26 protein-coding genes are annotated in these 26,227 nt (G+C 62.8%); 14 read left to right on the top strand and 12 right to left on the bottom strand.

The genetic code is table 11. The annotated features are described in order from the left end of the window. The first annotated feature begins 65 nt into the window (after positions 1-65). From F757_RS0131900 to F757_RS0131890, 3 genes are all read left to right on the top strand, one after another. Positions 66-839: an SDR family oxidoreductase gene (locus tag F757_RS0131900; protein ID WP_027214892.1), complete on the top strand. Its 774-nt coding sequence runs from the start codon at positions 66-68 to the stop codon at positions 837-839. Positions 840-866: 27 nt separating this feature from the next. Then, entirely contained in the window at positions 867-1,949 is a 1,083-nt protein-coding gene (locus tag F757_RS0131895) for an ABC transporter ATP-binding protein (protein ID WP_027214891.1), read from the top strand. 63 nt (positions 1,950-2,012) lie between these two features. Further along, on the top strand, positions 2,013-2,873 hold the full coding sequence (locus tag F757_RS0131890; protein ID WP_027214890.1) for a MurR/RpiR family transcriptional regulator: 861 nt from the start codon (positions 2,013-2,015) through the stop codon (positions 2,871-2,873). A gap of 122 nt (positions 2,874-2,995) precedes the next feature. On the opposite strand, the gene F757_RS0131885 is transcribed toward F757_RS0131890, so the two are convergent. Both F757_RS0131885 and F757_RS0131880 read right to left on the bottom strand, forming a co-directional pair. Beyond that, positions 2,996-3,823, bottom strand: coding sequence for an IclR family transcriptional regulator (locus F757_RS0131885; protein WP_027214889.1), 828 nt, complete (start codon positions 3,821-3,823; stop codon positions 2,996-2,998). After that, complete coding sequence (locus F757_RS0131880) at positions 3,820-4,650, bottom strand: IclR family transcriptional regulator (protein ID WP_051376922.1); 831 nt, start codon at positions 4,648-4,650, stop codon at positions 3,820-3,822. Before F757_RS0131880 ends, F757_RS0131885 begins: the two co-directional genes overlap by 4 nt. A 312-nt stretch (positions 4,651-4,962) precedes the next feature. On the opposite strand from F757_RS0131880, the gene F757_RS0131875 reads away from it, so the two are divergent. The 6 genes from F757_RS0131875 (at position 4,963) to F757_RS0131850 (ending at position 11,753) form a co-directional block, all read left to right on the top strand. Further along, a complete protein-coding gene (locus F757_RS0131875) occupies positions 4,963-5,922 on the top strand; it encodes an MBL fold metallo-hydrolase (RefSeq protein WP_013342334.1) in 960 nt (319 codons plus the stop codon). A gap of 71 nt (positions 5,923-5,993) precedes the next feature. Then, positions 5,994-7,703 (top strand): FAD-dependent oxidoreductase, encoded by a 1,710-nt coding sequence (locus F757_RS0131870; RefSeq protein WP_027214887.1) that lies wholly within the window; start codon positions 5,994-5,996, stop codon positions 7,701-7,703. A gap of 43 nt (positions 7,704-7,746) precedes the next feature. Next, the gene (locus F757_RS0131865) at positions 7,747-7,983 is read left to right on the top strand and encodes a DUF2783 domain-containing protein (RefSeq protein ID WP_027214886.1); all 237 of its coding nucleotides are present in this window, start codon (positions 7,747-7,749) and stop codon (positions 7,981-7,983) included. A gap of 270 nt (positions 7,984-8,253) precedes the next feature. Then, complete coding sequence (locus F757_RS0131860; RefSeq protein ID WP_027214885.1) at positions 8,254-9,585, top strand: MFS transporter; 1,332 nt, start codon at positions 8,254-8,256, stop codon at positions 9,583-9,585. Between the two features lie 67 nt (positions 9,586-9,652). Further along, complete coding sequence (locus tag F757_RS0131855) at positions 9,653-10,354, top strand: 4'-phosphopantetheinyl transferase family protein (protein WP_027214884.1); 702 nt, start codon at positions 9,653-9,655, stop codon at positions 10,352-10,354. Between the two features lie 160 nt (positions 10,355-10,514). Continuing rightward, positions 10,515-11,753, top strand: coding sequence for a YbfB/YjiJ family MFS transporter (locus F757_RS0131850; protein ID WP_027214883.1), 1,239 nt, complete (start codon positions 10,515-10,517; stop codon positions 11,751-11,753). Positions 11,754-11,769: 16 nt separating this feature from the next. Here F757_RS0131850 and F757_RS0131845 read toward each other — a convergent pair whose 3' ends face one another. The 9 genes from F757_RS0131845 to F757_RS0131805 all read right to left on the bottom strand — a co-directional run bounded on the left by F757_RS0131845 (position 11,770) and on the right by F757_RS0131805 (position 17,743). Further along, on the bottom strand, positions 11,770-12,243 hold the full coding sequence (locus tag F757_RS0131845) for an Lrp/AsnC family transcriptional regulator (RefSeq protein WP_027214882.1): 474 nt from the start codon (positions 12,241-12,243) through the stop codon (positions 11,770-11,772). Positions 12,244-12,785: 542 nt separating this feature from the next. After that, positions 12,786-13,586, bottom strand: coding sequence for an SDR family oxidoreductase (locus tag F757_RS0131840; protein WP_027214881.1), 801 nt, complete (start codon positions 13,584-13,586; stop codon positions 12,786-12,788). Positions 13,587-13,727: 141 nt separating this feature from the next. Next, the gene (locus F757_RS35580; protein WP_035467757.1) at positions 13,728-13,883 is read right to left on the bottom strand and encodes a DUF3309 family protein; all 156 of its coding nucleotides are present in this window, start codon (positions 13,881-13,883) and stop codon (positions 13,728-13,730) included. Between the two features lie 145 nt (positions 13,884-14,028). After that, entirely contained in the window at positions 14,029-15,258 is a 1,230-nt protein-coding gene (locus F757_RS0131830; protein ID WP_027214880.1) for a YbfB/YjiJ family MFS transporter, read from the bottom strand. Positions 15,259-15,353: 95 nt separating this feature from the next. Next, positions 15,354-15,968, bottom strand: a complete 615-nt coding sequence (locus F757_RS0131825) for a TetR/AcrR family transcriptional regulator (protein WP_027214879.1) — start codon at positions 15,966-15,968, stop codon at positions 15,354-15,356. A 174-nt stretch (positions 15,969-16,142) separates the two neighbouring features. Beyond that, positions 16,143-16,349: a hypothetical protein gene (locus tag F757_RS0131820; protein WP_027214878.1), complete on the bottom strand. Its 207-nt coding sequence runs from the start codon at positions 16,347-16,349 to the stop codon at positions 16,143-16,145. Positions 16,350-16,695: 346 nt separating this feature from the next. After that, positions 16,696-16,914 (bottom strand): hypothetical protein, encoded by a 219-nt coding sequence (locus F757_RS0131815; protein WP_027214877.1) that lies wholly within the window; start codon positions 16,912-16,914, stop codon positions 16,696-16,698. Between the two features lie 183 nt (positions 16,915-17,097). Further along, positions 17,098-17,382 (bottom strand): hypothetical protein, encoded by a 285-nt coding sequence (locus F757_RS0131810; protein WP_027214876.1) that lies wholly within the window; start codon positions 17,380-17,382, stop codon positions 17,098-17,100. A gap of 88 nt (positions 17,383-17,470) precedes the next feature. After that, complete coding sequence (locus F757_RS0131805) at positions 17,471-17,743, bottom strand: hypothetical protein (protein WP_027214875.1); 273 nt, start codon at positions 17,741-17,743, stop codon at positions 17,471-17,473. A gap of 415 nt (positions 17,744-18,158) precedes the next feature. Between F757_RS0131805 and F757_RS0131800 the strand changes: the two genes are divergently transcribed. After that, entirely contained in the window at positions 18,159-20,459 is a 2,301-nt protein-coding gene (locus tag F757_RS0131800; RefSeq protein ID WP_027214874.1) for a serine/threonine protein kinase, read from the top strand. Between the two features lie 35 nt (positions 20,460-20,494). On the opposite strand, the gene F757_RS0131795 is transcribed toward F757_RS0131800, so the two are convergent. Then, positions 20,495-22,573, bottom strand: a complete 2,079-nt coding sequence (locus tag F757_RS0131795; protein ID WP_027214873.1) for an SUMF1/EgtB/PvdO family nonheme iron enzyme — start codon at positions 22,571-22,573, stop codon at positions 20,495-20,497. Positions 22,574-22,954: 381 nt separating this feature from the next. Between F757_RS0131795 and F757_RS0131790 the strand changes: the two genes are divergently transcribed. The 4 genes from F757_RS0131790 to F757_RS0131770 all read left to right on the top strand — a co-directional run bounded on the left by F757_RS0131790 (position 22,955) and on the right by F757_RS0131770 (position 26,202). Beyond that, positions 22,955-23,458: a DUF4399 domain-containing protein gene (locus tag F757_RS0131790; RefSeq protein WP_027214872.1), complete on the top strand. Its 504-nt coding sequence runs from the start codon at positions 22,955-22,957 to the stop codon at positions 23,456-23,458. A 56-nt stretch (positions 23,459-23,514) separates the two neighbouring features. Next, positions 23,515-23,949: a DUF4399 domain-containing protein gene (locus tag F757_RS0131785; protein WP_027214871.1), complete on the top strand. Its 435-nt coding sequence runs from the start codon at positions 23,515-23,517 to the stop codon at positions 23,947-23,949. Positions 23,950-24,236: 287 nt separating this feature from the next. Next, positions 24,237-24,521: a hypothetical protein gene (locus tag F757_RS0131780; RefSeq protein WP_027214870.1), complete on the top strand. Its 285-nt coding sequence runs from the start codon at positions 24,237-24,239 to the stop codon at positions 24,519-24,521. Positions 24,522-24,798: 277 nt separating this feature from the next. Beyond that, positions 24,799-26,202: an efflux transporter outer membrane subunit gene (locus tag F757_RS0131770; RefSeq protein ID WP_035467754.1), complete on the top strand. Its 1,404-nt coding sequence runs from the start codon at positions 24,799-24,801 to the stop codon at positions 26,200-26,202. Positions 26,203-26,227 lie beyond the last annotated feature (25 nt).

Below are 26,227 nucleotides of genomic sequence, written 5' to 3'. Positions count from 1 at the left end.
CTACGCTGCTGTAAGAAATTTACACGTAATGCGAAGCGCGCCGTGTCTGCGAATGCGAGGTCAAAATGAATCGAGTGGTGTTGATAACCGGCGCTTGTGGCGGCATTGGCAGTGTGTTGTGCAGGCGTTTCGTCGAAGAAGGCGATACCGTGTTGGCGCTCGACATCGACGCCTCCGCGCTCGATCGCCTGAGAAAGCAGCTCGGTGAATCGCGCATAACCCCGCTGGTTGCGGATCTCGGCGACGCCGCCGCGGTGCAGCAGGCCGTGTCCGCCGCCGTGGTCAAGCGCGGCCCGGTGGATGTGCTCGTCGCAAACGCGGGCGCCGCCGAAGGGCTTACGCTTGCCACGACGGACGTCGCCAGCTGGCAGCGCGATATCCATCTCAACCTGAACGGCACCTATCACACGGTGGAGGCCGTGCGCGCTTCCATGATCGAACGCGCGCGCGGCGCGCTCGTGCTGATCGGCTCGGTGAACGGCATGGCCGCGCTTGGCCATCCCGCGTACAGCGCGGCAAAAGCCGGCTTGATCAGTTATACCAGGGCGCTCGCGCTCGAACTGGGCCGTTATGGCATCCGCGCGAACATCGTGTGTCCAGGCACCGTGAAGACCCAGGCGTGGCAGGCGCGGGTGGAAAAGAACCCGCAAGTCTTCGAGGACCTGAAGAAGTGGTACCCGTTACGCGATTTCGCCACGCCTGACGATATCGCCGACGCCGTACTGTTTCTCGCTTCCCCCATGGCGCGCGTCATTACCGGCGTCGCGCTGCCGGTCGACGGCGGCTTGATGGCCGGCAACCGCTTGATGGCGCAAGAACTGACGCTCGAATCGCTTTGACCCAAACCCGCACACGATGAGGACAGCATGGCAGCAGTGCAACTGAGCGGCATCTACAAACGCTACGGCGATACGCAGGTGGTGCACGGCATCGACCTGCACATCGACGACGGCGAGTTCGTCGTGCTGGTCGGTCCGTCGGGCTGCGGCAAGAGCACGCTCATGCGCATGGTGGCGGGGCTCGAGGAAATCAGCGGCGGCGATCTGCTGATCGGCAAAACGCGCGCGAATCATCTGCCGCCGCAGCAGCGCAATATCTCGATGGTGTTCCAGAGCTACGCGTTATATCCGCATCTTTCGGTCTACGAAAATATCGCATTTGGTCCGCGAATCCGCAAGGAAGCGCCGGCCAGTTTCAAGCCGCGCATCGAGGCCGCCGCGAAGATGCTCAACCTCAGCGGCTATCTCGAGCGCCTGCCGCGCGCGTTGTCGGGCGGCCAGCGCCAGCGCGTCGCGATGGGCCGCGCGGTGGTGCGCGAGCCGTCGCTGTTTCTGTTCGACGAGCCGCTCTCCAATCTCGACGCAAAGCTGCGCGTGCAAATGCGCACGGAGATCAAGGCACTGCATCAGCGCCTGAAAAACACGGTGATTTACGTGACGCACGATCAGATAGAAGCGATGACAATGGCCGATCGCATCGTCGTGATGAACGCGGGGCGAATCGAACAGATCGGGCGTCCGCTCGAATTGTATGACCGTCCGGAGAATCTGTTCGTCGCGAGTTTCCTCGGCTCGCCTTCAATGAATTTCGCAGAGGGCATCGTGGTGAAGCACGCGCACGCTTCGGGGCTCGCATTGAAGCTCGCGGACGGCAGCGAGATCGTGCTGGAAGGCGCGCCTGCGTCGGCCACAACCGGCGCGAAGGTGACGCTGGGCGTGCGCCCCGAGCACATTGAAACCGTCACGCAGACGCCCGACGTCACCATGCAGGTCGAGGTAATCGAGCCGACTGGCGCAGAGACGCACTTGTACGGGAAAATAGGCGGCAACACGTGGTGCGTGACGACGCGTCAACGCTCGGAGATGCAGCCGGGCGAGCGCGTCACGCTGCGCCTGCCCGCGGCTCACATTCACCTGTTCGATACGGAGAGTGGACGCAGGCTGGTCTGAGCCGCGTGTTGCCGATTGAAGCTGCGAACGACGCGGATTCATCTAACCCTTGAGGAACACCGGGTGTCCGCACCGAACTTGATTCCCCACATCCGCAGCGCACTGGTCAGTTTGCGGCCCGCCGAACGCAAGGTCGCCGACATGGTGCTGAACGACGTCGACTTTGCGATGCGCGCGAGCATCACTGAACTCGCGCAGCGCGCGGACGTCTCCGAGCCTTCGGTTACGCGCTTTTGCCGGGCCATCGGCGCGCACGGTCTGCGTGACTTCAAGATGCAACTCGCGCAGAGTGTGGCGGGCGGACTGCCGTATTCGTCCGCCGCAATTGGGCGGGACGACGACGTGCAAACGTTGATGGACAAAGTAGGCGAAGCCGCGGTCGAGGGCATCACGCACGCGCGCGGCGCGTTGGACCCCGCCGTGGTGGAAAGCGCGATTGCGGCGCTCGCTAGCGCGCGGCGTGTGTTCTTCTTTGGCGTCGGCTCCGGGTCGGGGCTCGTCGCGCAGGACGCAGCGCTGCGCTTGCTGCGCCTCGACATCGCGGCCAGCGCTTTTACCGACGCGCACTTGCAACGCCTGTACGCGGGCATGATGGAGCCAGGCGACGTGGCCTTCGGTATTTCGCACTCGGGGCGCAGCGTCGAGGTGAACGAAAGCATTCAGATCGCAAAGGAACGCGGGGCGACCACCATCGCGCTGACCAATGTCGGCTCGCGCCTCGCATGGCTCGCCGACATTGCGCTGCTGCTGCGCGTACCCAGCCCGATTGATCCGAATACGCCGGGCGTGTCGCGGCTCGTGCATCTGTGCATCATGGACGCACTCGCCATTGGCGTCGCGCTCAAGGCCGGCCCGAAGACGCTGGAGAAGATGCGGCATGCGAAGGCGCGGTTGTCGTCGCATGAGCCGCAAACGGGCGATTAGGAAGGCGGACTAACTAGCGCCTGCGCCGCGGGGTTTGTGGATGCGGCTGTGAGCCTGGCAGCGGCTGTGGCTGTGACCTGGGTTGCCACTGCGGCCTGCGCTACCGCTCGCGAATCCGTAGCTCACCCCATCCACCCAAACCGGCGCGACAGGCGCAGCGTTGCCGTGCGCAACGTCTGCGCGGGCCCGGCTGTCACGGCGCTGTCGAAGCTGCCGCTCGGCCCCATCAGCGCGAGCACCAGGCAGATGCTGCCGGTGTGATCGAACACCGGCGCAGCGAGTGTGTCGATGCCCGGTACGGGGCGGCTCAGCGCCGTGTCGATGCTGTCCGCGCGGATCTGGGCAAGGCGTTGCGCGTAGGTCTTTTTCAGCGCCGGCGGCGTGCCTTGGTCCGCGAAAATATCGGCTTCGTTCGCCCCTGCGAGGCGCAACGGGTCCTGCGCGAGCAGCCCGGCGCGCACGTCGTCTGCGATATGCGCCGCGAAGACTCGCCCGATCGCCGTGTTCACCAGCGACATCACCGTGCCTACGCGCAAACTCACATGCAATGGACGCGGCGATTCCTCCAGCCGCACCACAGTTGGCCCGAGCGGACCGAGCACCGCCATTGCGACGCTCATCGCAGTGGATGCCGCCAGTTCCACCACTTCGGGCTCAGCCTCGCGCGTCGGCGAAAGGCGCTGCAGGTTGATCAAACCGAGTTCCAGCGCGAGCGGCCCGGCCTCGAAACAACCGGACGCATCGCGGCTTAGCAAGCCGGTTTTCAGGAGGCTCACCAGATGCGGGAACGCCTTTGCCGGCGGCATACCCGCTGCGGCTGCGAGGTCGCGCAAGCTTAATGGCCGCGCCGCCGCGACGAGCGCGGCCAGCAGCTCTCCGGTGCTGTCGAGCGACTGGATGCCGCGTTGCGGTTTCGCATCCGCGGAAACGGGAGAAGGGTGTTCGGTCACGATGCGGACGATGCAAGCAATGAAGGTTCAAGCGCGAGTTGCGCGCCGATTTCGCGAGCGGTGGCGACGAGCGCGCGAGCGGTCGGGCCCTCGGCGGCTGCATTGATTGCGCCGGTCGAGCCGATCACCGTCAACGCCAGCGCCAGATGTCCGTGCTCGTCGAACACCGGCGCGCTCAGACTGCTGATGCCGGGACTCGGCGCGTCCACACTGCACTCCAGCCCGCGCGCGCGGATCCTTTCCAGCGACGCCTGAAATGCGGCGTCGCGCGGCGCGCTCGCCCCGCTTTCTGCTGCGCCCGACTGGTTTGCCCACATCGCCTCGAGCTTTTCGCGCGGCAGGCAAGCGCAGAACACGCGTCCCGTCGATGTCGCCGGCAGCGACATGACTGTGCCCACGTGCAGATTCACATGCAGCGGAAAACCCGCATGCTCGTAGCGGACGATGGTCGGTCCTTGCGGCCCGGCAATACAAATGGCCACGCTAAAGCCGATTGCTTCAGCGAGCGCAGCCACGCGCGGCACGGCGGCACGAAACGCCGGCTGATGTTCCAGATGCAGCAGCCCAAGCCGCAATGACAAGGGTCCCGGCTCATAGCGGCCCGACAACTCGTCGCGCTTGACGAGACCGAGTCGGCTCAGGCTCACCAGATAAGCGTGCGCCTGCCCCGGCGCCAGCTCGGCGGCAACGGCCAGATCGGACAGTGCCAGCGGCACGCGGGCCTGCGCCAGCGCGAGCAACAGTCGTCCGCCCACTTCGACGCTCTGAATGCCGCGCTGCGTCTTGCTGCCTTCCGCTGTCTCGTTGGCGCCCGGGCCTTTGCCCATCACGCCTTCGGCTGCTTTCACTGCTTTGCTCACACCCGCGCCTGTCCGTTAAAAAGGTCCATGTTAACCGAACCGGGACCGCGCACCGCGACTGTCCCTGCTCGTCATGTTAGCTGCTGCAAGATTTGCGTATAGCGATACATTTCGCTATTGACAAATAAAGAGCCCCGGTCCTAAGATACATTTACCCCGACAACACCGTCGCAGTCACAGAATCAAAATCGGGGCGAGACAACCTTCAATAATGTCAGCTTGCGCCCCGGCGCGCGGCCGGCCGTCTCGCCCCATGTCCAACTTATGAGGGAGACGAGCATGGCAAAGGCATTCGCATCGCAGGCCGATCTGGAAGTCAAGAAAGTCACGTGGACCCAGTTGTCCGAGAACGCCTACGCCTACACGGCCGAAGGCGATCCGAACTCGGGCGTGATCATTGGCGACGACGGTGTGCTGATCGTCGACACCACCGCAACGCCGGCCATGGCGCAAGACCTTATCGCGAAGATTCGCAGCGTTACCGACAAGCCGATCAAATACGTCGTGCTCTCGCACTATCACGCGGTGCGCGTGCTGGGCGCGTCGGCGTATTTCAAGGAAGGCGCGCAGGAAATCATTGCGAGCCGCGGTACCTACGAGATGATCGTCGAGCGCGGCGAAGCAGACATGAAGTCGGAGATCGAACGCTTTCCGCGCCTTTTCGCCGGCGTCGAAACCGTGCCGGGGCTGACATGGCCCACGCTCGTCTTCGAAAAAGAAATGACGCTGTTCCTCGGCAAGCTGGAAGTGCGTATCGCGCATCTGGGCGCCGGTCACACGAAGGGCGACACGGTGGTGTGGCTGCCGTCGCAAAAGGTGCTTTTTTCGGGCGATCTGGTCGAATACGACGCAGCCTGCTATTGCGGCGACGCGCAACTCGAACAATGGCCCGCCACGCTCGAAGCACTGCGTGCGCTCAACGCCGAAAAACTGGTGCCGGGCCGCGGCCCCGCGCTAACCACGCCCGAAGACGTCAACAAGGGCCTCGACTACACGAAAGATTTCGTGACCACGCTCCTGCAGCAAGGCCGTGAAGCCGTCGCGCAGAAGCTGGACCTGAAGGCCGCTATGGCGCACACGCGCAAGGCAATGGACCCGAAGTTCGGCCATGTGTTCATCTACGAACATTGTTTGCCGTTCGACGTCTCGCGCGCGTACGACGAAGCGAGCGGCATTACCCATCCGCGCATCTGGACCGCGCAGCGCGACAAGGAAATGTGGGACGCGTTGCAAGCCTGAGCGGCATAAAACTTTAGAAGCGAACCGCAGCAGAGCCATCAGAGCAAAGCGGGGATGGACGGAGACACAAGATGAGCATCAACTACCAGACGCTGTCGTTCGAATACCAGCCGTGCCGCGAGCAGGACCCGCGCAACGGCGGGGAGCAGACGGTCTATCCCGTGATCGTGGTCGGTGCGGGGCCAGTGGGCCTCGCTACTGCAATCGATCTCGCGCAACAAGGTGTGCCGGTGATACTCGTGGACGACGACTGTTCGCTGTCCACGGGCTCGCGCGCAATCTGTTTTTCCAAGCGCTCGCTCGATATTTTCGATCGGCTCGGTTGCGGCCAGCGCATGGTGGACAAGGGCATCAGCTGGAATGTCGGCAAGGTGTTCCTCCAGGACGAGCTCGTCTACACGTTCAATCTGCAGCCGGAGGCGGGCCATCATCGGCCCGCGTTCATCAACTTGCAGCAGTACTACGTTGAAGGCTTCCTGCTGGAGCGCGCGCAGGAGATGCCGAACATCGAGATTCGCTGGAAAAGCAAAGTAGTCGGCATCGAGCAGAGCGGCACACCCGGCACGTGCGACGCCGCCGTCACGTTGACTGTAGAAACGCCCAACGGTCAGTACGCATTGCGTGGCCGCTATGTCGTTGCCGCCGACGGCTCGCGCAGCCCGATCCGCAATCTGATGGGACTCGACAGCAAGGGCGTGACGTTCAAAGACCGCTTCCTGATCGCCGACGTGAAAATGGAAGCGGATTTTCCGACCGAGCGCTGGTTCTGGTTCGACCCGCCGTTTCATCCGAACCAGTCGGTGCTGTTGCACCGTCAGCCGGACAATGTGTGGCGAATCGACTTTCAGCTTGGTTGGGACGCCGATCCGGTGCTCGAAAAAACGCCTGAGCGCGTAATTCCGCGCGTGCGCGCATTGCTCGGGCCAGATGCCAGGTTCGAGCTGGAATGGGTCAGCGTCTATACGTTTTCGTGCTTGCGCATGGAACGCTTCCGGCACGGCAACGTGCTGTTCGCGGGCGACTCGGCACACGGCGTGTCGCCGTTCGGCGCACGCGGTGCGAATAGCGGCGTGCAGGACGCGGAAAACCTCGCGTGGAAGCTGGCAATGGTGCTGGAAGGCAAGGCGTCGGACGCGTTGCTCGACACCTATGCGAGCGAACGCGAATATGCCGCCGACGAAAACATCCGCAACTCCACGCGCTCGACGGATTTCATCACGCCGAAAAGCCCGGTGAGCCGCGTGTTTCGCGACGCCGTGCTGAAGCTCGCGCGCCATCATCCGTTTGCGCGGCAGTTGACCAACAGCGGCCGCCTCTCCGTTCCTGCGGTACTGGGCGATTCGCCGCTCAATACCGCGGATAGCGACGGTTTCGAGGGCCTCATGGTGCCCGGCGCACCGTGTGTCGATGCGCCGGTGCAGGCGCATGGCGAACCGGCGTGGCTGCTCCGGCATCTCGGCCAGCAATTTACCGGCGTGCTCTTTTGCGGCGACGAAGGCATCGACGCGGCAACCGCAACCGCGCTGGATGCGCTTCGCACAAGCGCGATTCCGTTGAAGCTCGTAGTCATCACGCGCGGCGAAACGCGGCCCGCAAGCATCGCGGGCACCACGCTTCTGCGCGACGCCGAGGGTCTTGCAAGCGCGCGCTATGACGCGAAACCCGGCACGTTCTATCTGATCCGGCCGGACCAGCACGTGTGTGCGCGCTGGCGGCAACTCGAACCGCTAAAGGTCGAGCAGGCATTTAAGCGCGCATTGTGTGTGGAAGGCACTGCCTGAACACTGCAGCCTGAATGCAAAAAATAGAATCTGGAGACACACTGTGGCACTGAACACTCAACCCAATCTCGCGCGGCCCGACGATTTTTATGAGGCGCTGATCGACATGCATCGCGACCTCGACGACGCGCGCAGCCAGTCGGCCAACGCTCAGCTCATTCTGTTGCTGGCCAACCATATCGGCGACCACGCGACGCTGCTCGAAGCAATCCGGCATGCGCGCGAAGGCGTGGCGGATGTGTCGCCGGAAGGCGGCGAAGTCCATCCGCTTGCCGCCTGAGTCGCAATCCATGTTGAAGGAACGCGCGCGCGGCTTGTGAGGCGGCGCGTTATTCACAGCGCCGCTCAGCCGGCCAGACGTGCAAGTCCACTCGCAAATTGCACATAACTGCGCGGCATAAATGCGCGGCGCGACAACGCGGCCCATCAACGCCAAGCAGCAACGCCGCGCAGCAACGCGAAGCAGCAACGCCCACAACAACACGGCGATTTACCACGCCGGACCCCCGGGTCCGTTGGACCCATCTCGCCTGAAGTCTGGAGATAACCGATGAGTCAATCCCTCGCACCGGCGCTCGAGCCGGCCTCGAGCGCCGCCGCGCACGACGATCTGCTGTATCGCAAGGTGTCGCTGCGCATCATCCCGTTCCTGTTTCTATGCTACGTGGTGTCGTTTCTCGACCGCATCAACATTGGCTTTGCGCAGTTGCAGATGAAGCACGACCTCGGTTTTAGCGACGCCATGTATGGGCTGGGTGCGGCCGTGTTCTATATCGGCTATGTGCTCTGCGAGGTGCCAAGCAACCTGCTGCTTGCCAGGTTCGGCGCGCGTCGAACGTTTACGCGCATCATGCTGCTGTGGGGCATGGCCTCGGTCGGCATGATGATGGTATCGACGCCCGCGCACTTCTACATGCTGCGCTTTTTGCTCGGCGTGTTCGAGGCGGGTTTCTTTCCGGGCATCGTGCTGTACCTCACGTATTGGTATCCCGCCCGGCGGCGCGCAGCAGTGCTGTCGATCTTCTTTGCTGGGGTGGCGGTGGCGGGCGTGCTGGGCGGCCTCGTGTCGGGATGGATCATGCGCGATATGGGCGGCGTGCTGGGTCTGTTCGGCTGGCAGTGGATGTTCGTCATAGAGGGAGCGCCGGCGGTCATTCTCGCGCTGATTGCCGCGGTCTATCTGGTCGACGGACCGCAGGACGCCAAATGGCTCACGGCTGACGAGAAAGCGCAATTGATCGCGCAACGCGACGAGAAAGGCGCGGCATCTTCACATGCGTCGCACTCATCCCATTCGTTCATGCAGGCGTTGCGCAATCCGCGCGTCTACCTGTTCGCATTCATCTATTTCTCGCTGACCTGCGCGTCGTTGACGCTGAACTTCTGGATGCCGTTGATGATTCGCGACTTCGGGATTCGCGATGTTCTGGCAATCAGCTTGTACAGCGTCATTCCGAATGCAATCGGCGCGGGCGGCCTCATTCTGATTGCGCGTCATTCGGACCGGCGCGGCGAGCGTCGCCGGCACTTTGCGGTCTGCACGATCGGCGGCGGTCTCGCGCTTTCGCTTTTGACACTGCATTTAAGCAGTTTTCCCGCGATGCTCGGGATTCTCTCGCTTGCCGCCGTGCTGATTTTTGCGGCGCTGCCGATCTTCTGGACTGTGCCGTCGAGTTATCTGTCGGGTGCAGCGGCGGCGGGCGGCATTGCATTGATCAGCAGCATTGGCATCACGAGCGGCATTGTGAGCCCGTGGGTGATCGGCCAGATCAAGACGCACACCGGCAGCATGGACAACGCGCTGTATCTGCTGACCATACTGTTGTTCGCGAGCGGCATTGCGCTGCTGGTTGGCGTGCCGAAGGAAAGCAAGGCGGTGTGAAGGTCGCGCAGTATGCGAAAGCGCCATCGTGTAGAGTCGCAGAATTCCATTGCGCCTCATTCTTGCGATGTCTGCCACTCTCGAGCCTGTCCCGCTGCAGCATGAAGGCCCGCCCGATGTGTCGTTGTGGCGGGTCGACGTGTCTTTCGATGCATCGCTCGATGCGCCTGCGTTTCGATCCCTTAGTGACGAAGAGCGCAACAGGGCGCAGCGGTTTCGCCGCCACGAAGACGCGCTGCGCTTTGCCACGACGCGCGCTGCGTTGCGCGAGTTGCTCGCCCAACGCAGCGGCGCGGATGCTCGCGCTGTCCGCCTGAGCGTCGACGAAAACGGTCGCCCGCGGCTCGCGGCCTCGAGCGCGCTCGACTTCAACGTATCGCATGCAGGCGCGTGCGGCCTGATCGCGATTTCGGCGGCGCGGCGCGTGGGCGTGGATATCGAGCAGTGCGTCAGTACCTTCGACTGGCGCTCCATCATCGCGTTGACGTTGGACCCGGATGAGGCGGCGTGGATCGAGCGCCTCGCTCCTTCGCAGCAAATGGCTGCGTTCTACGACGCATGGACCGCAAAGGAAGCGCTGGTGAAGACGACGGGCGCGGGCATCGCGCGCGGTTTGCAGCATTTGACTGTGCTGCCGCGCGAGGGCCGTTGCGTCACGCTGCGCAAGGCGATTCCCGACGATATGCGGACCATAGCCGCGCAGTGGATCGCTGCGCCAGAGGGCTATGCTGCTTGCGTTGCGTGGTCGTCGACGCCGCTTGCCTCATAGCGCGGTTGTTCAAGTATTTCAGGGCATGCCAGTGCGCCGCGAATGCAACTAACTGTCAGCCCCGCGCCGCGTCTCCAGATAAGATGGCGAGGCCCCCGGGCACTCGCAGCCGAACACATAAAACCGCCTCGCAACCATGTCTGCTCACGCACATTAACTTATGCCGACAGATCCGTGCGCAGCCGCGCATTCCTCCTCCGCAGCCGACGAAGCCCCGCAACGCTTGCCAACGCTGATGCTCGCCGCTGCCTTATCGCTAGGAAGCGCGATAGCACTGGGGTTCGCACGCTTTGCTTACGCGCTGCTGTTACCGTCGATGAAACAGGACCTCGGCTGGACCTTCGCGGAAGCCGGCGCGATGAACACCGCCAACGCGCTCGGCTATTTGCTCGGCGCGCTGGCTTTCCCGCATTTCGCACGCCGCTGGCGGGCAGACACACTATGCGTGGCCGGTTGCGGCGCTACCGCGTTGCTAATGGCTGCTAGCGGTCTTGTCGCCGACACAAATCTGCTGCTGTTGCTCCGCGTGATAACCGGCGTAGCCAGCGCGGCGATTTTTATCAGCGGCGGTGTGCTGGCCGCGCGGCTTGCATCGGCGAGACCACGCGATGCCGGGCTTGTGCTTGGCCTGTACTACGGCGGCACCGGATGGGGCATCGTCGCTTCGTCCGTACTGGTGCCGTTGACGATTCTCGACCGTGCACATGGCTGGCAGTTCGCGTGGTTCGCGCTGGCTGCCGCGTGCGCGCTTTTTACCGTGGCGGCCGTGGGCGCAGCGCGCAGAATCGGGCGCTTGCACGCCGTGGCGGCACCGGGTGCGCGCGGCGCCGGAACGAGCGATGCCGCGCGTTGGCCGGGCTTTGCCTGGGTACTCGCCGGGTATGGCTTGTTCGGCGTCGGCTATATCGGCTATATGACGTTCATCGTTGCGCTGTTGCGTAACGCTGGCATGAGTGCCGCTGTTGTCACGGGGTTTTATCTGTTGCTGGGTGTGGCAACGGTGTTCTCGGCGCGTCTATGGTCTGGCCTGCTCGACCGCATGCGCGGCGGTCAGGCATTGGCCGCGCTCAATGCGCTCCTAGCGGTTGCGACGCTGTTGCCGGCACTCTTCACGCAAGCGTGGATTGCTTTTGCATCCGGCGCGCTGTTCGGCGCGACGTTCCTGTCGGCCGTTGCATCCACCACGGCATTCGTGCGCCACAATCTGCCGGCAAGCCATTGGGCCAAAGGCATTAGTGCCTTCACCATCGTGTTCGCGTTCGGGCAGATTGTGGGGCCAATGGTAATTGGCTGGGTATCGGACGGAGCGGGCCTTGCTCGCGGTCTCATCTATTCCGCACTGCTGCTGGCGGGCGGCGCGCTGCTCGCCGTGTGTCAAAAGCCGCTGCGCGCAGACTGAACTGCGAGTCGCGGCACTAGACCTGCACCGACGGAATGCTCTTCATGCAGCGCAACGCGAACATGGAGCGGCTATGACGAATGCCCGCGATCTTGTATAGCTTTTCTCGCAGGAATCGCTCGTAGCCCGCGGTGCCGTCTACGGCGACCTTTACCAGATAGTCATAATCGCCGGATACGAGGTACGCCTCCAGGACCTCGGTGAGCGTCGCGAGTTCGGCGCCGAAGCGGGCGAGCGCGTCGTCATCGTGACGATCGAGCGTGACTTCGAGCAGCACGATGTCTGCAAGACCGAGCTTCTGCTGGTCGAGCAGCGCAACGTAGCCGCGAATATAGCCTTCGCTTTCGAGCTGACGTGTGCGGTTCCAGCACGCGGTGGTCGACATGCCGACGAGTTCGGCCAGTTCCGCATTACTCACGCGCGCGTTCTTTTGCAATGCGCGGAGGATTCTGCGGTCCTGATTGTCCAGCGCGCGGATCTTGGTGCTCATGGGACGCCCCGGAAGATTGTTCGTTCAGACATGATTCTATCGGAAGAACCTTCCGCTAGTCGCCCGATCGCGCGGCGCATTAGGAAGCCTATCCAGCGTGGGTCCCGGTATATTTTGACGGTGCCTTCGTGCCCGGGACAACCGTCCGGATCGCCTATCTCCCGGCGACCACGCGCGGCCACAAGCCGCTAGCGGTATAACGCTGCTTTTACCGAAGCCAGCATGAGAACGAGTTGCGCCGCTACCACGTCGCAGCGAACCCTCGCCCCGGCCGAACGCATGTAAGGCACTCGCGTGAAGTGCTGCGTGAAAAGACGCGCGGCCACAGAAGGGCCGCGCCATGAAGCCTGTTTCGAATGATCAATGGAAGATGAGGTACAGAATCACCAGCACGATCACCGGAACACCCAGAAGCCAGCCAAGTAGATAAGGCATGATGTCTCTCCTTTCGTATCGGGTTGGAACACGACGGAGGTTCAGCATGACGCGTGCCCGGGGCGTGCGCAGCGTTTGCCTGATGAATGCCTGCGCACCGCGTCTTGCTAGCCGTTGTCGATAAAGCCCGGATACAGCGCCATTCCGCCGTCGACGAATAAGGTTGTGCCTACAACGTAATCGCTTTCATCGGATGCGAGCCAGACTGCGGCCTTGCCTATGTCTTCCACTTCGCCAACACGGCCGTATGGGATCAATTGCAGTAACTTCGTGCTTGCGGCGCTCGTGTCCCACGCGTCGCGATTTATCTTCGTGCGAATGGCGCCAGGAGCGATGGAGTTCACGCGAATCCCCTCGGGCGCGACTTCTTGCGCGAGCGACTTCATAAACATCTGCACGCCGCCCTTCGACGCGGCGTAGTTGACATGCCCGGCCCACGGAATGACCTCGTGCACCGAGCTCATGCAGATAATCTTGCCCAGTGCTTTCGATGCCGAGGTCGGCCCACGCCGCCGAAACTCTTTCACGGCGGCTTGTGCAGTGAGGAACTGCCCCGTCAGATTCGTGCCGAGCACGGTTTGCCAGTCGTCCATCGACATATCGGCGATAGCGCTGTCCCTCTGCAGGCCGGAATTTGCAACGACGATATCGAGCGTGCCGAAGCGGGCGCGGCATTCGTCGAACATGGCCTCCACGTCCTCGGGATTGGACACGTCGCCTTGTACTGCGAACGCCGTGCCGCCTGACTGATTGATCTCGTCGGCAAGTTCCTCCGCTGATTCGGCGTGCGAATGATAATTCAGCGCAATTGACGCGCCGGCATGGGCAAGCGCTTGCGCGACGCCATAGCCAATGCCGGAGCTTGCGCCTGTGACCAGCGCGAACTGATTGGCAAGTAACTTTTCCATCGCAATTCCTCGGTGCTGACTAGCGTTTGTGACGACGTGCGGATGTAGCAAGGCCGCCGGGTAGGCGAGCAGTTCAACTGCATCGCAACCCGGCGGCCAGGTCCGCATTGATCTACGTGTGTGATTGCGTCAAGCGAATGGCTATATGACGCCGACGACAAGCAGCACGATCACGACAATCAGCACGAGGCCCAGACCACCCGTAGGCGCATAACCCCAGGAGCGGCTATGTGGCCAGGTCGGCAACGCGCCGATAAGGAGAAGAATCAGCACAACCAGAAGAATAGTTCCCAACATGTATGACCTCCACTTGGTTGATGGCGCTGTCTTGCGCGAAGGTCGCGCACGCATGCTGAACGTGCAACAGTACCTGGCGCAAGACAGTGTCGTGACCTATGCGGAGCAAGCGTTGTGCCCAACGCAGAAAGCGCAGGGCTCTTACTTAGACCGCTGGAGTGTCCGGTGTGGCGACGCGTGAAGCGATCAAGTCCCCGATGAACGCGCCTGCCAGCGCAACAGCGCCGCATGCAAAGATCAGCGCGTAGTTGTTATGCGAATGCGAAAACAGATACGAGTACCCATAACCGCCGAGCGCCTGAAAGAGTGCGAACGCCGTGGTCGCGCGGCTCCATGAGGCGCGCTGTTCCGTGTGATCGTGCGGCACGAGTTCATGAATGCGGCCGAGCGCGAGCGGGACGACGCCGGGCGTGAAGACGCCGAGTATTACCGTCGACAAGGCCAACACCCACGCGTTACCCGAGAGCGCGAGCAGCGCAACAGCGGCGGCTTGCAGCAGCAATGCCACGCCATAAGCCTTGCCGTAACCGATACGATCCGCAATGTTGCCGGCGATCACCGGCCCTGCGATGGCCGCGAGCCCGTACAGCACCCAGTAGTTGGCGCCGATCCCTGCACCGCGGCCCAGACCGCGCGCCACGTAATCGACGAGCAGAATCATTGCCGGCACGAGACCAAGTGCGTTGGCCGCGTATTGCGCATACAGCACGCGCAGCCCGAGCGTGGCGGTTTGCGCAGTCTGATGATGGGCGGGTGCCGCGACGGGCGCGGGCGGGTTCGTCGACGGCCAGCCGAACCAGCTCACCGCTGTGAGGATGAGCGCGACCGTGCCCAGTCCGAACCATGTAATTCGTAATCCGAAATGAAGAAGTTCTGGAATCAGTGTGCCGGAGGCCGCAATACCGAGTCCGAGTCCGAGAAAGATCATGCCGCTCACGAAGCCGCGGCGCGGTGCCGGAATGTGCGGAAGAATGGAGGTCGCGACCAGCACCATGATGGCGCCACCGGAGATGCCCGACAGCAAGCGCCACACGAAAAACCAGCTTATCGACAACGGATACGCGCATGCGAAAAATGCCGCGGTAACCACCGCCATCAACATGCGCAGTGCGGTCCGGTTCGACAATGCGGACGCAAGCGGTCGGCCGATCAGCGCGCCGATCAGATAGCCGGCGAAATTCGCGGCGCCCAATGTAACTGCTTGCGACGACGTGAACCAGTGCGCCTGAATCAGCGATGGAATCAGCGGCGTATACGCAAAACGCGCGAGTCCGATTGCGACGAGGCTGCCGCTCAGTCCGGCGAGCGTGGCAAAAAGCGCACGAGCGTCGAGCGATGTCGAAGGCGAAGAAGCCAGTGATGGCGCTGTAGACATGACGGTTCCTTTACCGGCCAACGTGCAGGACGTAGCGCCGGGGTCTGTGAGACTGCAAAAGTGTGCGAACGGGTGCGCCCTGTCAGGCGCGGGGCTCAACTGTCGCTGTGCCTTGTCGGCAGTGGCGGCAGGCCGAATAGCACGAGCGCGCTCGCTACCGCACTGGTGAGCACCGCACGCTGCGGATCGACCCGTGCGAGCACGCGCATGCCGAGCACGGTGGCGAGCAGATGCGCGGCGGCGTCATCGGTGGAAATGGTTTGCGGCAGCGTGCCGTTCTTTTGCGCCGCAGTGAGGCAACGGTGGAAGAACTCGCGTATCTCGGCGATTTCGGTCGCGACGAGTTTGCGGAATGCCTCGTCGTCCGATGTCATTTCCAGCGCCGAATTGACCAGCATGCAGCCGCGCTTGTGCGGGTCGGAGACTGACCGCTCTATCGTTTCGTCGAAGAAGCCGGTAATGGCCTCCGCGGGCGGCATGGTGCTCTCGAAGCGCCTGATGCGCTCGCGCAACGAGTGGTCCAGATAATGTTCGAGCGCGCGCAGATAGAGCCCGCGTTTGTCGCCGAATGCGTTGTAGAGGCTCGGCTGGGTGAGACCCGTGCACTTGACCAGGTCGCGCGTGGACGTGGCCTCATAGCCCTTGAGCCAGAACGTTGCGCTGGCTGCTTCGAGCACCTCTTCCTCATCGAATCCGCGGGGTCGCGCCATGATGAATGTCCTTTGCCACCGGTCGGTGGTTGTGTATCAGTCGATATAGAACCGGATTATATATCGAGTGATACAAAAAGCAAGGATAGGTCGCCGGCGTGCGGCATGGAACCGCCGCGCCGTGCGGGCCAGCCCGTGGCGCGGCGGTTTCCAATTACTGGCATGTGGAGCGTCCTACAGATAGGTGCCCTTGATGCGGCCTTCGAAGATCGCGGTGTTAATCGCGAAGTCGTCGACATGCCCGAGGGCGCCTCCGTCGACGGTGACGACGACCGACCGGCCGCCGCGCACGAGTTTCAACTGCTCGGCGCTGAGCGTGACTTCGTGCGCAACGCTTTCGGCGCTGCGGGGCAGATCCTTGATGATGACGGTGGATTTCATGGCGATACTCCTTGGGGTAGTGAGGCGAGCACGGCGGCGTGCTCGCTCGGATTTCTGCGAGGTGTATGCCAATCTGCACGCGGGGAAGAGCCGATCTGCCGTGCGCCCGCAGACGCAAAGCCAGGCAGGGATGCGCGCCGCGTCTGCGCGAATCGTAGATTGCGATCAGCAAAAATTTAAGGCGAGGTGTGCGGGTGCGCCCCACAGGAGGAGCGTGGAGTGTTGGTCTGCAGGTACTTCCGAGCCGTCGCAGCGTCTGAGCCTCGCTCGTTACGGCATACGGGCACAAACGCAAGCGGCACGCGTCGAGGACGCGTGCCGCTGCACTGCCCGATCGAATGCGGATTCAGCTGCGCCGTGTGTTACGAGTTGCGGCCACTTTCGCGATGGTCCGATGCGCGGCCGGAAAGCCGGGTGGGTATTCGACAACCCGCGCCGAGGCCGGCACGAGCGGCGCGGCGCTTGTCAGTCGTGCGCCGATGCGTGCGCCGCCGACAATGGCGGCCATTGCCTCACGGTCGAGTTCGACGCTGTCCGCGAGGTCTTTGATAAGAAGCTTGGCCATGATGTATTCGCCGGGAAAGCGGAGCGATGCACCGGTGCGATGGTCCGGTTCGCGCTCGCGGGTGTCGTCAAGTGTACTGAGGTCTCGTCGCACTATGAGTATAGGAAATCTGTTTTCAAGCTGCCTGCCGGATCGGGCGAGGCGGCAGTAGGGAAGCCCCCGGTCCTTCGCTACTGCACGCCGTCACACGACAGCGGTGTTGGACGCCCACAGGGCAGGGCTGACGTTCAGGTGCAGAGGAACCATGCCGGCGCCGATCACGCCCACGTTGTTCAACGCCGCGACGTTGACGTATTGCAGCTGGTTGAGGTTCTGGTTCACCGAGACGTTGACATTGGCAATGCCGCTCAGGCCGCTTACCGAAGGCACGCCCGGCACGCCGCTGCCGGTGCCGCCCGAGACCGCCGACATGGCGCGGCGGTCGAGTTCGCGGGTACAGGAAAGATCGCAAATCATGAGAGATGACATGGTGTCGCTCCAAAGGTGTAGGGAAAAAGGAGGCGCCTCGCGCGAGGCGAAACGGCCCGCAACGGCGGCCGCTTCGCCGCGTCGCACATTACATGTGGATGTTGTTGCTCGAGGTGACCGACGGGTTGAGCGTCGAGCTGATGCCGGCGGCGAAAGCAACGTTGTTGCCGTTGGCGTTCTGGATGTTGAGCTCGTTGCTGATCAGTTGCGTCGCGTTGACTTTCTTGCTGTAGTCGGGCGCGTAGACCGGGCTGAAGTTGAAGTACGACGTGGAGGGGCCGAAGCCGCCGCGCACGGCGCTCATTGCCTTGCTGTCGAGTTGTTCGGTGATGGACAGGTCTTTGATCATCAGCGTGTTCATGGTGAGTCTCCTGAAAGGGAAGGTTACGGTTCTGCGCTTGGGTTCGAGCAACTTGTCTGCTCGAGCGTCACTAACGCACGGCCTGTGCCAGATTTATTCAAGGTTCCTAATAAAGTTGGCGGAGCCTTGCCCCGCAAGGCTTGCAGCCTGCTGTGGCGGATTCCGTTCTATCCGCTGAACGCGCGATGCTCGCGCCGGATGGTGGCGTGCGCCCGACAACGCGCCGGATACTGTTGGATCACCTGCAACAGGCGCACGGCATGCCTCGCGCGGGGCAATCCTGGTTTGCGAAAGCACAGGGTGGGAGCTAGTATCGAAGCGGCACATGTAACTGGTTACGACAGCTTTCCTATCGGCCGGAGCGACCCTGATCGCAAGCGAACGGGTCTACGGCAGCGGCGGCACTTCGCACAATATGGCTAGCCTTGCGCGTGTGATTCACGACTTCCAGAACGGCGAGCTGTCTCGTGACGAGTTCGTCGCTCAACTCGACAGCACGTTGGTCACCGAACGTCTCGGTCCCACGCAGTTGCTGGAGATGCTCGGCGCGGCGCATCGCAAGGCGCCGCTGCCCGAAGACCTTTACATTGAAGTGCGGCGACGCATCGAGCAGTTGCGCGTGTCGAACGTAGCGGCCGGCGGCGAAGAAACCGGCATACAGACGACGGTTGAATTGCCCTCGGTGGTCCCGGGCGCGCGCGAGCGCGCAGGTGCCCCGGCGAGCGCGTCCAGTTCTCCGGGTACTGGGACGCACGATCAGATCAAGGGTATTGGCGATACGCTGAACAACCGCTTCGTGCTCGAAGAGTGTCTGGGTGTCGGCGGAATGGGTACGGTGTATAAGGCGCTCGATCTGCGCAAACTCGAGGCGTCGGACCGCAAGCCGTATCTCGCGATCAAGGTGCTCAACGTCCAGTTTCGCGGCAATCCGAATTCGCTCGTTGCCTTGCAGCGCGAGGCGCGCAAGGCGCAGGTGCTCGCGCATCGCAACATCATCACCGTGTACGACTTCGACCGCGACGGGCCCATCGTCTATCTGACCATGGAGTACCTGTCGGGCAAGCCGCTCAGTCAACTGCTGCGCACGCCGGGGTATCAGGGCATGCCGGTTCGAGCCGCGCTGCCTATCGTGCGCGGCATGTGCAGCGCGCTCGCGTATGCGCATGAACGCGGCTTTGTGCACTGCGACTTCAAACCCGCCAACGTGTTTCTCACGACGAATGCCGAGGTGAAGGTAATCGACTTCGGCATTGCTCGCGTATTTCAACGGCCGGAAGAAGAGAGCGATGCAACCGTTTTCGATCCGGGCAGCCTGGGCGCGCTGACGCCTGCTTATGCGAGCCCCGAGATGATCGAGCATCGCGAGCCCGATCCGCGCGACGACATCTATGCGCTTGGCTGCATCACGTATGAACTGCTGACTGGACATCATCCGTTTGACCGGCTGTCCGCCACCCAGGCGCGCAACGCGGAATTCAAGCCGCAGCGTCCGTCCAACCTCAATGCGCGGCAGTGGCGCGCATTGCGGGCCGCGCTTTCGTTTGACCGCGCGACGCGCATGCCGAGCGTGGCGCGCTTCATCGCCGAATTCGACAACGAGGCTCGCGCGGAGAAGTCGGGAACGTTGGCAAAGGCCGGGCTCGCAGGATTTGCGGTGATCTGCTCGGCCGCTGTGGGGGTGTTCGCGTGGCGCGCGGCGCCTAACCGGCATGCCGAAGCCGAGGTGGCGGCGGGTGCTTCGCAACAGCGTGTGGGGGAGGTGGCTTCGTCGTCGGTGCAGGGAAGTGAGACCGTGTCTGCGGTGGCGGGTGGCAGCGACAGCGCGGCGAGCGGGAGCCGGGCGCCGACGAACGCAGCAACGGCAGGGACAACAACGACAAGTGCGGCAACGGCAAGTGCGGCGACTGCAACTGCGACGACTGCAACTGCGGCCGCCACCAGTGCAAGCCCGATAATTGCAACGGCCAGCAGCACCACGACAGCCAGCGCGCCGTCGGCGAGCTCGCCCGTTGCCCTGGCACCGCCCACGCAGAAGCCCGCGCTGACGCTCGCGGCGGTCACGCCCGCGCTTGCGCAGGTGCCCTGCTCGGCGTTATCGGCGGCGACGCAGGATCACACGTTGACGGTCCGTGGCTACGTCTCGCAGCGCTATGGCGTGGCGCGCCTGAAAGAGGATCTCTCCGCACTGCCCGGCCTCGATGCACTGAAGCTCGACGTAGAGCCCACGGCCGACGACAAATGCGCCACGCTCAAGGCGCTTGCGCCTTACTGGGTGCAGAACTGGCAAGCGGGGCACGTTGCGGGGCTGCAGGTGCGTCCGCCGGGCGGCAGATTGAGCGAGGGCGATCCCCTCGTAGTGGACGTCAGCACGCCCGGCTACGACTCGTATGTGAACCTGGACTATTACCAGCTCGACGGCAATGTCGTGCATATGGTGCCGAGCCCGCGCGCGAAGGACAACCAGGCTCCGCCGCATTATTCGGCGACGGTCGGCAGCGCGGGCGACTGGGTCATTTCAAGGCCGTTCGGTTCGGAAATGGTGGTATTGCTGATCACGCCCGCGCCGCTCTTCGACAAGCCGCGTCCCGAGGCCGAACCGCGCGCCGATTATCTGCGCGCCCTCGACACACGTCTCGCGCAAATCGCCGCGAAATACGGCCGCGAGCGGATCGTAGCGGACTTCGCGCCGATCACCACAAAGCCGCATGCGCCGTGACACGCGCGCCGCGCGGAGGTCAATTGCGCCGCGAATCACTTCAGGTCTTTGACCACCCGCAGACCATCTTGCGACTGGCGCACGCCCGCGCTGTATTTGAAGCGCGTCGCGCTTAGCATGTAGCCGCCACCTTCGCGCCACGAGCCGCCGCGAATCACGCGCATGTCGCAACTGGGGCTTTCCCATGCGCGGCCGTCGACAGGCGCGGACTGATACGAGTTGTGCCAGCAATCGGCAGTCCATTCCCACACGCTTCCGTTCATGTCATACAGGCCGTATGGGTTCGCCGCGAACGAGCCCGCGGCTTCGGGGCCTTCCTTGTGCCACGGTTCGCCGCAATCCTTGCAATTGGCGTTGCCCTTGCGCATCTGGTCGCCCCACCAGTAAGCGGTCGTGGTGCCGCCGCGTATCGCGTACTCCCACTCGGCCTCGGTGGGCAACCGGTACGGTTTGCCCGTCGTTTTGCTGAGCCACTTCACGTACTGCTGCGCGTCGTCCCAACTCAGGTCGCGCGCCGGTGCTGCCTTGTTGGCGTTCGTTTCGGGCGTGAGCTTCGGACAGGCATTGGCCGCTACACATGCGTTCCACTGCTCGACGGTCACTTCATATTTGCCGATAGCGAACGGCGCACCAATCGTCACGTGATGAACGGGCTTCTCGGACGGGTCGTCGCTGTTGCTGCCCATCGAGAAGGAACCTGCGGGCAGCGCGATCATGATTGGGCAGGCGGCGCAGTCGCGGCTTTCGCCTGCAGCCGGAGCGCGTGAAGCGGGTTTTTGTGCGGCCACAGGCACCGGCGGCGCGGACGGTGCGGAGGGCGAGGTAATGCTTGCGGCAGGCGGTGCCGACCCGGCGCGCTGACGATCCGGCGTCGCGGAGGCCGCGGGCGCGCCAGGTGCAGATGCGGTGGATGTCGCCGGCCGCGCTGACTGCTGCGGCGGTGTCGGCGGTGGGGACGCCTGCGGCGTCGCTGCGCCGGGAGCGGCTGCGTTCGATGCCGCCGCCCGCAGGCGATCGATGCGCGCGTGGGCGAGCGTGGCGAAGCGCCCGTTCGGATACGCCTTCAAATACGCTTCGTAGTCTGCGGGGTAATTGCTGTCCTTGATCGAATTCCAGAAGGTGATTTCGTATTGTTCGCTGCTGTCCTTCGGCAATATGCCCCGGCTGTGCAGGGCCACCACAGTCTCTTCATGCGCAACCGGTCCGGCAGATACAACGGGAGTGCTGCGTGCCAAAGCCGGTGCAACAGGCAATGACGATGCAATCCACGGTTGCTGCGCCCCGCCCGTCGCAAGTCGTACTTGCGACGCAACGCTCGCAAACAGACTCATTAGCGGCTGTGTGGGTGTCTCGTCGAGCGCGCGCAGCAACGCATGCGTATAGATGCCGTGGCGCATGCCGTCCGCTGCAAAGCCGCCGCGCGCCGTTGCATAGGCAACGAGCGTGCGCGGCGGAAGTGCGGCCGCGCCGGCGACAACGTCGCCCGAGAACGGATTGTCGAGACAGGTATCGACAATTGCGATATTGAGTCCACCGTTGCCCGACGCGTGCATTGCCTGCAAGACGTTATCCAGGTCGATGCCCTCGCGAATCGGCGAGGCTGGCGAACGCATATCGAGCCCGGCGGGAATCAATAACGTTTGCGTGCCGATGCGCATGCCGTGACCGGCGAAATAGAAAAGGCCCACACCGCCCGCACGCAGGCGCTCGCGGAATTCGCCGATCGCACGCTGCATTTGCAGCGACGTTGCGTCCGCAAGCAGCGTCACCTCGTAGCCGAGCGCAGTTAGCCGGTGCGCTAGCGCATGCGCGTCGCGCGGCGCGTTCTGCTCGATGATGTCCGCCGGATCGCCGCCACTGCGATCATGCGGACCATAGGCACCGTTGCCGATAACCAGTGCGATACGCGCAGCACCAGCCTGCATCGGTGTGTTCGGTGCTAACGGCGCCATCGGTGTCAATGGTGGGAAACTTACGAACGGTGCGGTGGCTTCCTCAGCCCGGGCGGCCGAATGCGCCGCGCCCGTGCTCTCGCGCGCAGCCACGGCAAATGCAGTGTCGCAATTCACCAGAATGGCCCCGGCCATCCACATCAGCAGGAATATTCGCCACATCTTCGCATCCTGTTTGTTCCGGACAGAACATAGGCATCCGGGCACCGCGCTTTCGCCGCTGTTCGTTGCCGTTTGCCGATACCGCGGCGCGGGAGAGGGCGAAGTATCGACGCGCGTTCGGCTGTCCGCGTTGCAACGTATCAACAAACATAGCACGCGCGTGGCGGGCCACAACCAACACTTTCACCGGGTGCGCCATACGGTTAACGAGTGTGGCGTATCTTTTTCGCAAGTTACGTCCTAAGCTGGTTCACAAAGCAACGCGGCACAGTCGTTTTAACTACGCGGCTGCCGCATCCCGCGCACCCGCGATCGCAGCACCATCGCCCCGGCTGCCTGTGCAGTCGAGGTGGTCACGACCGCTCTTCGGGAGAGTGCGCCATGCGAAGAACCAACGTCCCTGCTGTCCCCCACTCCAGTTTCAAGGTCATGTCGCGGCGGTGCGCAGTGCGCGCGGCTTCGCGGACACTGTTAGCCGTGGCGCTTGCCTGCGCCGCGCTGCCACTGCCGGCATTCGCGGACACCACTGCATCGCCCGCCGGCGCGGAGGAGTACATCATCTGGCCGTCCGACGGCGCCGTGATTCACGGCGGCAAGCTCTGGGTGCGCATGGGCTTGCGCAATATGGGTGTGTGCCCGAAAGGCGTCGGTTTTCCCAACTGCGGGCACCACCATCTTCTGATCGACACTGACTTGCCGGCCTTCGACCAGGAAATTCCGTCGGACCGCAATCACCTGCATTTCGGCGCGGGCGAGACGGATGCGCGTATCGAGTTGCCGCCAGGCAAGCACACGCTGCAACTCATTCTTGGTGACCACAATCACGTGCCGCATACGCCGCCCGTGTACTCGAAAAAGATCACCATTACCGTGCAGAAAGACTAGCGCGTTTATCGTGTACCGCGCATCCGACGCGGCCTGCTGAGTACGGAGAGACCTTCATGTACAAACTCATCGCAATCGCGGCGCTGGTGGCGTCGGCGGCATGGGGCGTGGCCGATTTCGCCGTGGCGGCCGGGGCGTCTTCGCCTTCCGGTGCCTATGCCTATATCGGCTATCCGAACGACGGCCAGGTCGTTTCCGCCAACAAACCGTTTCGCGTGTGGTTCGGCTTGCGTTATATGGGCGTGGCGCCAAAGGGCGTGAAGTACCCGAACACGGGACATCATCATCTGCTGATCGACGTGGACTTGCCGCCGATGGACCAGGAGATACCCTCGGACCGCAATCACCTGCATTTCGGTGCGGGCGAAACCGAAACCATGATCCAGTTGCCGCCCGGCAAGCATACGTTGCAACTTCTGATGGGCGACGACATGCACGTTCCCCACAATCCGCCGGTTTACTCGAAAAAGATCACGGTTATCGCGCGTTGAGTGAGGCGCACGCCGCGCGCGGACCCGGATCAACCCGATGTCATGCCGCAGCCAACCATCTCGCGCCGGTTGTTGGCTGCAATCCATCACCTGGATGTCCACTCATCGCCATCCCACTCAGCGTCACGATGTTGCCGTTTCGCCAGAAGGCTTGGCCGACGGCCCTCCAGCGCATTTCTTAGGAGCCTGAAGCAAAACTGGCACAGCCCATGCGTTAGTGATGCTCGAGCAGACAAGTTGCTCGAACCCAACCGAAACACTGTGACCTTCCCTTCAGGAGATTTGCCATGAACACGCTGATGATCAAAGACCTGTCCATCACCGAACAACTCGACAGCAAGGCGATGAGCGCCGTACGCGGCGGCACCGGCTACATGTATCCGTCGTCGTCGTATCTGAATTTCGCGCCGGTCTATGCGCCGAACAACAGCAAGAAGGTCGATGCGACTCAACTGATCAGCACGACGATGAACATCCAGAGCGCCAACGGCAACAACGCGGCGTTTGTCGCCGGGGTCACGACCACGATCGATCCGCACGTCACGTCGAGCAACAACATCTTCGTGTCGTAACTGGCGCGGGCGGACGCAAGAGCTTGCCGGCCCGCGCGTCCGCCAGTCCCCTCAAAAACTCTGCACATCAATCGTTCTTTTCACGCGACACCTCTTCATCACACATCTCCCACGCCTATGTTCATGCACTGCTTCGATGGTGAAGCGGCGCCGGAGATGCTTTACTTGAATGGTGCGCTTGCATCGGGCAGTGAAGTGGGCGTCATCGGAGAAAACCGTGTCAGCGTTGCCTGATTCAGAGATTGTTCGGCGCTTCGTCAATCGCCCCGCTTTGGCGATGTTGCGCGGACTTTGCGCTGCAACGATAGGCGCCGCCGCTTTGTGCGCGTGCGTCGATGTCAGCATGCCCGACTACAAGCGGCCTGACACGCCGGCCAAGACCTCGTGGAGCGGCCAGAACGGCACGCCGGTCTTTGCGGCGGCCACCATCGAGCCCGACTGGTGGAAGGGCTTCAGCGATCCCACGCTCGACTCGCTGATTGCCAGGGCTATCAGTGGCAACTTCGACATCAAGGTACTGGCCGCGCGTATCGACGTGGCTCGCACGCAAATAGGCGAAGCCAGGGCGGGTGCGCTCCCCACCATGGATCTTGGCGGCGGCGCCAGCTTTCAGAAAACCACCGGCCAGACGTTTGCGAAGCAATACAACGTGGCGACCCAGGTTAACTGGGACATCGACATCTGGGGAAAAGTAGAGAAAGGGGTGCAGGCGCAGAAGGCCGAGTTCCGCGCGAGTGAAGCCGATTGGCGTGCCGGTTATCTCGAACTCGTCTCGAACGTATCGAGCACCTATTTCCAGATTCTCCAATTCGACGATCAGATCGAGCAGCAGCAGAAAACGCTTGTCACCAACCGCCAGATTCTGTCCATTTACGAAGGCCAGCGCCGCAGTGGCCTTGTTCCGCAGACACTGGTATTGCGGCAGCAGGCAGAAATCAATCGGCTGACGAATCAGCTGCTCGAATTGGGGCGCTCGCGCGATCTGGCGAACAACGCGCTGTGCACGCTGATCGGCGTACCGGCGGGCGAATTCCGTTTGCCCAAAGGCCATTTGCAGCAGCGGGTGCGCTTGCCTGGCGTGCCCGACGGCCTGCCTGCACAGCTACTCGCGCGGCGCCCCGATGTCGTGGCCGCGGAATTCCGCGTGCTCGAAGCCTATGACCTTGTCGGTCAGGCCAAGCTCGCGCAATTGCCCTCTATCAGCCTGACCGGCCACGGCGGCACGGCGAGCTTCGCACTGACCGACTTGCTGAAGTCGTTCACCTACGGCTTCATGCCCAGCATCAACATCCCGCTTCTCGACCCCGGTGTGCGTGCGCACGTGAAAGTAACGCAGGCCCAGTCGACGGTGGCGGAGCAGCAGTACCGCGCGACCGTAATGGGCGCGTTCGAGGAGGTGGAGAACGCGTTGGTCAATCTGAACGCGCATAAGGCGCAGCGGATAGAACTGCAACAACAGGTGGACCGTCTGCAGATCGTGGCCGATCAGATCCAGTCGCAACTTCGGCTTGGCGTGGTGTCGCAACTCGAGGTGTTCGAGACGGAGCGAACGCTGCTGGAGGCGCAGTTGTCGCTACTCGCCAATCATCAATTGATTCTGTCGGACACAGTGCTGCTCTATAAGGCGCTCGGCGGCGGCTGGCCGAGTGTCGACGTACAGGCGCAAGTCAAAGAGCAGTAGAGCACAAGCACGACAAAGTACCAGG

This window comes from Burkholderia sp. WSM2232, assembly GCF_000472545.1.
In the GTDB taxonomy this organism is placed as follows: domain Bacteria; phylum Pseudomonadota; class Gammaproteobacteria; order Burkholderiales; family Burkholderiaceae; genus Paraburkholderia.
Note: the sequence above shows the minus strand (reverse complement) of the source record. Positions and strands in the feature narration are given on the sequence as shown.

Coding starts and splice junctions, on each gene's coding strand:
- F757_RS0131855 (WP_027214884.1), top strand. CDS start 9,653: ATGTCTGCCACTCTCGAGCCTGTCCCGCTGCAGCATGAAGGCCCGCCC.
- F757_RS0131900 (WP_027214892.1), top strand. CDS start 66: ATGAATCGAGTGGTGTTGATAACCGGCGCTTGTGGCGGCATTGGCAGT.
- F757_RS0131850 (WP_027214883.1), top strand. CDS start 10,515: ATGCCGACAGATCCGTGCGCAGCCGCGCATTCCTCCTCCGCAGCCGAC.
- F757_RS35580 (WP_035467757.1), bottom strand. CDS start 13,883: ATGTTGGGAACTATTCTTCTGGTTGTGCTGATTCTTCTCCTTATCGGC.
- F757_RS0131790 (WP_027214872.1), top strand. CDS start 22,955: ATGCGAAGAACCAACGTCCCTGCTGTCCCCCACTCCAGTTTCAAGGTC.
- F757_RS0131845 (WP_027214882.1), bottom strand. CDS start 12,243: ATGAGCACCAAGATCCGCGCGCTGGACAATCAGGACCGCAGAATCCTC.
- F757_RS0131880 (WP_051376922.1), bottom strand. CDS start 4,650: ATGGGCAAAGGCCCGGGCGCCAACGAGACAGCGGAAGGCAGCAAGACG.
- F757_RS0131785 (WP_027214871.1), top strand. CDS start 23,515: ATGTACAAACTCATCGCAATCGCGGCGCTGGTGGCGTCGGCGGCATGG.
- F757_RS0131810 (WP_027214876.1), bottom strand. CDS start 17,382: ATGTCATCTCTCATGATTTGCGATCTTTCCTGTACCCGCGAACTCGAC.
- F757_RS0131770 (WP_035467754.1), top strand. CDS start 24,799: ATGTTGCGCGGACTTTGCGCTGCAACGATAGGCGCCGCCGCTTTGTGC.
- F757_RS0131840 (WP_027214881.1), bottom strand. CDS start 13,586: ATGGAAAAGTTACTTGCCAATCAGTTCGCGCTGGTCACAGGCGCAAGC.
- F757_RS0131830 (WP_027214880.1), bottom strand. CDS start 15,258: ATGTCTACAGCGCCATCACTGGCTTCTTCGCCTTCGACATCGCTCGAC.
- F757_RS0131805 (WP_027214875.1), bottom strand. CDS start 17,743: ATGAACACGCTGATGATCAAAGACCTGTCCATCACCGAACAACTCGAC.
- F757_RS0131800 (WP_027214874.1), top strand. CDS start 18,159: ATGGCTAGCCTTGCGCGTGTGATTCACGACTTCCAGAACGGCGAGCTG.
- F757_RS0131895 (WP_027214891.1), top strand. CDS start 867: ATGGCAGCAGTGCAACTGAGCGGCATCTACAAACGCTACGGCGATACG.
- F757_RS0131860 (WP_027214885.1), top strand. CDS start 8,254: ATGAGTCAATCCCTCGCACCGGCGCTCGAGCCGGCCTCGAGCGCCGCC.
- F757_RS0131825 (WP_027214879.1), bottom strand. CDS start 15,968: ATGGCGCGACCCCGCGGATTCGATGAGGAAGAGGTGCTCGAAGCAGCC.
- F757_RS0131875 (WP_013342334.1), top strand. CDS start 4,963: ATGGCAAAGGCATTCGCATCGCAGGCCGATCTGGAAGTCAAGAAAGTC.
- F757_RS0131815 (WP_027214877.1), bottom strand. CDS start 16,914: ATGGCCAAGCTTCTTATCAAAGACCTCGCGGACAGCGTCGAACTCGAC.
- F757_RS0131820 (WP_027214878.1), bottom strand. CDS start 16,349: ATGAAATCCACCGTCATCATCAAGGATCTGCCCCGCAGCGCCGAAAGC.
- F757_RS0131780 (WP_027214870.1), top strand. CDS start 24,237: ATGAACACGCTGATGATCAAAGACCTGTCCATCACCGAACAACTCGAC.
- F757_RS0131795 (WP_027214873.1), bottom strand. CDS start 22,573: ATGTGGCGAATATTCCTGCTGATGTGGATGGCCGGGGCCATTCTGGTG.
- F757_RS0131870 (WP_027214887.1), top strand. CDS start 5,994: ATGAGCATCAACTACCAGACGCTGTCGTTCGAATACCAGCCGTGCCGC.